The 5,982-nt window shown below is 69.3% G+C and carries 7 protein-coding genes; 3 read left to right on the top strand and 4 right to left on the bottom strand.

Annotated features, from left to right (window positions below; translation table 11 throughout):
• Positions 1-292 precede the first annotated feature (292 nt).
• The 3 genes from LX14_RS12255 to LX14_RS12245 all read right to left on the bottom strand — a co-directional run bounded on the left by LX14_RS12255 (position 293) and on the right by LX14_RS12245 (position 1,544).
• Complete coding sequence (locus LX14_RS12255) at positions 293-604, bottom strand: hypothetical protein (protein ID WP_253647463.1); 312 nt, start codon at positions 602-604, stop codon at positions 293-295.
• A 360-nt stretch (positions 605-964) separates the two neighbouring features.
• On the bottom strand, positions 965-1,186 hold the full coding sequence (locus LX14_RS12250; RefSeq protein WP_253647462.1) for an MbtH family protein: 222 nt from the start codon (positions 1,184-1,186) through the stop codon (positions 965-967).
• Positions 1,187-1,202: 16 nt separating this feature from the next.
• A complete protein-coding gene (locus LX14_RS12245; RefSeq protein WP_253647461.1) occupies positions 1,203-1,544 on the bottom strand; it encodes a hypothetical protein in 342 nt (113 codons plus the stop codon).
• Positions 1,545-1,831: 287 nt separating this feature from the next.
• On the opposite strand from LX14_RS12245, the gene LX14_RS12240 reads away from it, so the two are divergent.
• From LX14_RS12240 to LX14_RS12230, 3 genes are all read left to right on the top strand, one after another.
• Positions 1,832-2,848 carry an ATP-binding cassette domain-containing protein gene (locus LX14_RS12240; protein ID WP_253647460.1) on the top strand — a complete coding sequence of 339 codons (1,017 nt, stop codon included), beginning with the start codon at positions 1,832-1,834 and terminating at the stop codon, positions 2,846-2,848.
• Positions 2,845-3,702 (top strand): ABC transporter permease, encoded by an 858-nt coding sequence (locus LX14_RS12235; protein ID WP_253647459.1) that lies wholly within the window; start codon positions 2,845-2,847, stop codon positions 3,700-3,702. Before LX14_RS12240 ends, LX14_RS12235 begins: the two co-directional genes overlap by 4 nt.
• Before the next feature lie 377 nt (positions 3,703-4,079).
• On the top strand, positions 4,080-4,901 hold the full coding sequence (locus LX14_RS12230; protein WP_253648000.1) for an ABC transporter permease: 822 nt from the start codon (positions 4,080-4,082) through the stop codon (positions 4,899-4,901).
• 1 nt (position 4,902) lies between these two features.
• Here LX14_RS12230 and LX14_RS12225 read toward each other — a convergent pair whose 3' ends face one another.
• Positions 4,903-5,865, bottom strand: a complete 963-nt coding sequence (locus tag LX14_RS12225) for a PLP-dependent cysteine synthase family protein (protein ID WP_253647458.1) — start codon at positions 5,863-5,865, stop codon at positions 4,903-4,905.
• Positions 5,866-5,982: the final 117 nt, after the last annotated feature.

Raw genomic sequence — 5,982 nt, 5'->3', positions numbered from 1 at the left:
GTCTCTCGTGCTCCCATCCCGAACGAGGGTCCACCGTGTCTCGGTCGACAATGCACTGACGTGAAGCAGCGCTCATCGATCGTGTCACGAACGGACCTGCGGGCGTGGTGACACGCCCGGTTCCTCCTGGCTGCCCGGATCGTGGACAGACTGTGCGATCGCAATGCCGTCATGAACCATCGACAAAACGACTACCGATGGTACATCAGCACGACACGTCGACGACGCAGCGAGGAGCCGGCCGAGGCCGGGATGGTGAAGTGTCCTGCGCCCGCGGATCGCGGGCGGTGGATCAGGCGCCGGTGAGGCGGCTGGCGATACCGCGGAGATCGATCTCGCTGGTGCCCGCAGCGCGTTGTGGCGATGCGACAGCGGCGATGTCGACCTCGGCGAGGTCGGCGAGGACGCGGGCGAACGTCCCGTCGATCACGGCCGCGACGGTGGCCGGGTCACGCTCGGCGGACAGCGACGGGATCGCGGCGAAGACGGCGGCCACGACGGCGGCGCGGTCGTCCATCTGCTGACCGCGGGTGACCGGGACCATGAGGTCCAGGGCGGCGTCCAGCTCCCGGTAGGAGATGGCGCGGTAGTGGTACCGGCACACCACGCGACCCGGCGTGGCGGCAGCAACTCGGCGAACGGCAGTGACCAGGTCCGGAGCGCCTGCTCCGAGCGACTGGTCCGACGCGGCCGTTCCCCCCGACCGAACTGCTGTGGAAGTCATCTCTCACCCCTGTACATGTGCGACTTTCCCGGTGTGTGCGATCACACTAACCGGAGGGGGAGCGCAGATGGGTGTCTGTTCCGTTACAGATTGGAACGGTTTCCTCTGGAGGGCCTCCACAAAAGGGGCCCCACCAGCGGCGTCACACGCCGGAAACGGCCGAAATACAGTCGTCACCCGGGTGATTCGTGTCACACCCGTGACACGGGCGTGGCCGGAACGTGCAGGTCACGCGTGCGGTCACTGCCCCGCGTCGGCCTCCATGGCCTCGATGAGGCTCTTCGGACGAAGATCTGTCCAGTGCTCGTTGACGTAGTCCAGGCACTCCTGGCGCGACGACTCGCCGAAGACCTTGGTCCATCCGGCGGGGATGTCGGCGAAGGTCGGCCAGAGCGAGTGCTGGTTCTCGTCGTTGACGAGCACGAAGAAACGGCCGTTCTCGTCGTCGAACGGATTGCTCATGGCGTCGACCTCCTGTTCAGCGAGTGCGTCCTGCGGTACCGGCGGCGACGGTCGCCGCCGCCCGCAGCGCGGCAAGCGTAGCCGCCAGTCCCTCCGGCCCCGACACGGCGAGCCCGGGCACGGTCATCATCAGCGCGACGGTGAGCGTGGAGTCGTCGATCGAGCTCGTCGTCGACATCGAGGTCATCGCGGCGCGCGCCGCGCCGGCCAGCTCACCGAACGTGAGGGTGCGGTCGGTCCGGGTCACGGCGGGCGCCTCCGGCGCCACCGCGGCCGCGCGGGCCACCAGTTCGCCCAGGGTGCGTGTCGTACCCGCGGTCGGGGGGGTGCTGAGTCCTACACCGAGCGTAGTCGCCACGGTCCCTCCTCCAGCTCGTGTTCCGAATGCACCCGATCGACGTGTCGAATGTCGGCGCATTGTCGGACGCGTAAATGTTATCCGACTTTCAGCAACCAGAAATACGTCATCGCGAATTCCCCGGTCACTCCGAAGAGATATCGGCGGCGTCCGCCGAGGCGTTACAGGCCTGACGGGTTGCCCTCGACGGCATCCCCGGTCGGCTATCTTCGTCGTGACAGCCGCGATCGCGACTTCAGGATCCCGATCCCCGCTGCCCGAGAACTCGACCAGGGAGCAGACGACCGATGTCAGTGACGCAGGGCCGGTTGGCCGGGGACGCCCGATCAGCCACGGAGCCCGCGGTCGTCGCGGACAACCTGGTGAAACGGTTCGGTGACTTCACCGCCGTCGACGGCGTCTCCTTCCAGGTGCCCACCGGGACCGTGCTCGGCCTCCTGGGCCCCAACGGCGCCGGGAAGACCACGACGGTCAACATGCTCGCCACGCTGCTCGTCCCGGACGGCGGCTCGGCGACCATCGCCGGCTACGACGTGGTGACCCACCGCGCGGGCGTCCGGCAGTCGATCATGCTGACCGGACAGTTCGCCGCGCTCGACGAGGCCCTCACCGGACGCGAGAACCTCGTCCTCTTCGGACGTCTGATGGGGCTGGACAAGAAGACGGCCCGGCGGCGCGCGGAAGAACTGCTCGAGGCGTTCGCGCTCACCGAGTCGGCCGGTCGTCGCGTGGGGACGTTCTCCGGTGGCATGCGTCGCCGCATCGACATCGCGTGTGGCCTGGTGGTGCGCCCCGAGGTCGTCTTCCTGGACGAACCCACGACGGGCCTCGACCCCCGGAGCCGACAGGACGTGTGGAACATCGTGACGTCGCTGCGCGACCTGGGGATCACCACGCTGCTGACGACGCAGTATCTCGAGGAGGCCGATCTCCTCAGCGACAACATCGTCGTCATCGACTCCGGCCGGGTCATCGCCGAGGGCACCGCCGACGAGTTGAAGGAGCGCGTCGCGGGGACGGTGTGCGAGGTCGTCCCGAGTTACCCCGACGACCTCGACCGCGTCGCCGATCTCCTCGCCGACCTCGCGCCCGACGGCGTGCGACGCAATGCGACCGACTCGGCACTCACCGTGCCCGCCCGCACCGGTACCGCGACCCTCGTCGAGGTGGTCCGCCGGATCGACGACGCGGGCATCGAACTCACCGATGTCGGCCTGCGGCGGCCGTCCCTCGACGACGTGTTCCTCAAGCTGACCGAGTCGCCGAGCGATCCGGCCGCGCCGTCGGGCCCGGGAGCCCGATGACCGGCGCCGCCTCGGGACCGGCCGTGGTGACGGCCGACGGCGCGCACGACCCGGTCGCCCGGCTCATGGGCGGCGACACCGGCCGTCCCACGGTCCACCCCCTCAACCAGATCGGTGCGCTGACCGGTCGGTCGTTGCGGTCGATGTTCCGCCAGGGCGAGTTCTACCTGGGCGTCTTCGCGCCGATCATGCTCGCGATCTGCTTCTACGTCCCGCTGCGCAGCATCTTCGACTCCATCCCCGGCGTCCGCTACGGGCAGTTCCTCATGCCGGTCATCTGCCTGCAGTCGGTGGGGTTCGTCGCGACCTCGGCGGCGATGCGCGCGGCCACGGACGCCTCGGTGGGCATCACCGAACGCCTGCGCAGCATGCCGGTGAACCCGATGGTCCCGATGCTGGCCCGGATGGTGGCGAACACGGTCCTGCTCGTCGTGTCGCTCGTCTGGGCCCTGCTGTCGGGCCTCGCGATCGGGTGGCGTCCGCAGCAGGGTCCGCTGTACTTCCTCGGATTCATCCTGGTCGCGCTCGCCATCGGCATCCTGCTCGCGGTGGGCGCCGACGCGATCGGCATCCTCGCCAACAACCCGGAGGCGACGAGCCAGGCGCTCGCACTCCCCCAGCTCATCCTCGGGATGCTCTCGACCGGGTTCGTCCCTGAGTCCCAGTTCCCCGGGTGGATCCGTCCGTTCGCGCGCAACCAGCCCATCTCGCAGTTCACCGAACTGATGCGTGCCTTCGACAGCGGGTCCGTCCGAGCCGACCAGTTCGTCGCGCCCGGCGCATGGGCGCTGGGCATCCTCGTCCTCGTGTTCGTCGGCTTCGCCATGGTCTTCGCGCGGGGTTATCGCAAGTGAGCTGGGAGATCACGGGGACCCCGTCCGACGACGCCCCCGACCGCACCCGCACCGTGCGCCGTCCGCGACACCGCGCGCCGGGCGACGGCGACGTCGACCACTGGTGGCGGTCGCGACCGGACCCCGATGCGATCGCCACCGCCGAGACCGTGGCGCTGCCCCAGGGTGCCATCCGCAGTCGGCTGGCGGCGACACCCCCTCCGCCGCGCCCGACCGGGGCCGGCCGGCAGGTGTTGTTCCCCGGGACGGGGTCGATCCGTGCCGTCGTCGGGACGTGGACCGTCCTCACCGAGGACGCGGCGGGTCGCACCACGCACCACCCGCACCCCGAGTACCCCGAGCCCGGTCATCTCGCCGATCGTCACCCGACGGGTGACCTGCGGGAACGGGCGACGACGTTCCCGACGCCGCACCGCACGGGCGAGACCGGCTGGACCGCCTACCGCGAGCACACCGCCATCCTCACCGGGCGACAGCTGCTGGTCTGGGTGCGCGACCGCACGACCCTGTTGCAGACGCTCCTGTTCCCCGCGCTGAGCATGATCATGTTCAAGGTCGTGCTGGGCGATGCCATCGGCAAGGCCACCGGACAGAACAGCGCGTTCGGCACCGTGCCGCTGGTCGTGCTGGTCGGGGCCATGTTCGGCTCGCTCGCCGGTGGCGTCCGGCTGCAGAGCGAGCGCAAGACGGGGTTGTTGACCCGCCTCTACGCGCTCCCGGTCCATCGCGGCGCCGATCTCTCGGCCCGCATCATCACCGAACTCGCCCGCATCCTGCTCGGGACGATCATCCTGACGTCGCTCGGCACAGTCATCGGGTGGCGGTTCAACCAGGGGATCCTCCCCTCGCTCGGCATCTTTGCCGTCGCGCTGCTCTTCGGTGCGGCCTTCTCGACGATGGTGCTGGCGTTGGCACTGTCGTCGACGGGGCTGCCCCTGGTCCCGATCGTCTCGCTGGTGTCGAGCCTGTTCATGTTCTTCAATTCGGGCTTCTCACCCGTGAGCGCCTATCCGGCGGTGCTGCGGCCGATCGTGGCGAACCAGCCGATGACGTGTGCGATCGACGCCATGCGCGCACTCGCCGTCGGCGGCGATCTCGGGTCGAGTCTGTGGAAGACACTCGCCTGGGCGATCGGCGCGCTGCTCGTGTTCACCTACCCCGCCATCCGCAGCTACCGGCGGGCAGCCGCGACGCGCTGAGTCAGCGGGGGCCGGCGAACGCGGCGACGGACCTGTCCGTCTCCTCGTATGCGCCGGTCGAGAGGTACTTCCACCCCGCGTCGGGGACGATCAGGGCGATGTCGGCACGCCGCCCCGCGGTCAGTTCGCGTTCGCCGACACCGATGGCCGCCTCGAGGATGGCACCGGCGCTGGCACCGGCGAAGATGCCCTCCATCGCCAACAGCGCACGGACGAACGCCGCGGACCGGTCGGCGTGGACCGGGAACCGCTCGTCGAGCAGGGCGGGGTCGTACAACTCGGGGATGAAGCCCTCGTCGAGGTTGCGCAGCCCGCAGATCTTGTCGCCGACGACCGGCTCGGCCGCGATGATCCGCACATCGGCCTTGCGTGCCCGCATGAACCGGCTGACCCCGTTCAGCGTTCCCGTGGTCCCGAGTCCCGCGACGAAGTGGGTGATCTCGGGGAGGTCGGCGAGCAGCTCCGGCCCCGTCCCCTCGGCGTGCGCGAGAGCGTTCGCCTGGTTCCGGTACTGGTCCAGCATCACCAGACTCGTATCGCGCTCAGCCATGCGGTGCGCCTCGTCCACCGCCCCCTTCGACCCGAGCGACGCCGGCGTGAGGACGACCGTCGCGCCGTACATCCGCAGCATCGCCTGACGTTCCTCGGTCGAGTTCTCCGGCATGACGCAGACGAGCCGGTAGCCCTTGACCTTCGCGGTCATCGCCAGCGCGATCCCGGTGTTCCCGCTGGTCGCCTCGAGGATCGTCGCGCCCGGGCGCAGTCGGCCCGCCCGTTCCGCGCACTCGATCATCTTCGCGGCCGGACGATCCTTCACCGATCCGGTGGGGTTGTTCGCCTCGAGCTTCGCCCACAGCCGGACAGACGGTCCGTACCCGTCGTCCTGCCACTTCGGCGACAGCCGCGGCAGGCCCACCAGCGGCGTGTTCCCGAGGGAATCGACGAGGGAATCGAAGCGTGTCATCGCTGCCTCTCTGCACCGACGACGTCGGTGGTCGACGTCCGTCGACCGGTGCGGGACCGGGGTCACGAACTCCGTCAACAATAAAGGGATCGGTGATTCTTATGCGCCCATTACCGA

Source organism: Williamsia deligens (genome assembly GCF_024171765.1).
Lineage (GTDB): Bacteria > Actinomycetota > Actinomycetes > Mycobacteriales > Mycobacteriaceae > Williamsia_A > Williamsia_A deligens.
This window is presented reverse-complemented; position numbering and strand designations above follow the sequence as displayed.

What these genes read in the sequence shown, in the direction of transcription:
- LX14_RS12250 (WP_253647462.1), bottom strand. Translation starts at nt 1,186, where the DNA reads ATGAGCAATCCGTTCGACGACGAGAACGGCCGTTTCTTCGTGCTCGTC.
- LX14_RS12240 (WP_253647460.1), top strand. Translation starts at nt 1,832, where the DNA reads ATGTCAGTGACGCAGGGCCGGTTGGCCGGGGACGCCCGATCAGCCACG.
- LX14_RS12235 (WP_253647459.1), top strand. Translation starts at nt 2,845, where the DNA reads ATGACCGGCGCCGCCTCGGGACCGGCCGTGGTGACGGCCGACGGCGCG.
- LX14_RS12225 (WP_253647458.1), bottom strand. Translation starts at nt 5,865, where the DNA reads ATGACACGCTTCGATTCCCTCGTCGATTCCCTCGGGAACACGCCGCTG.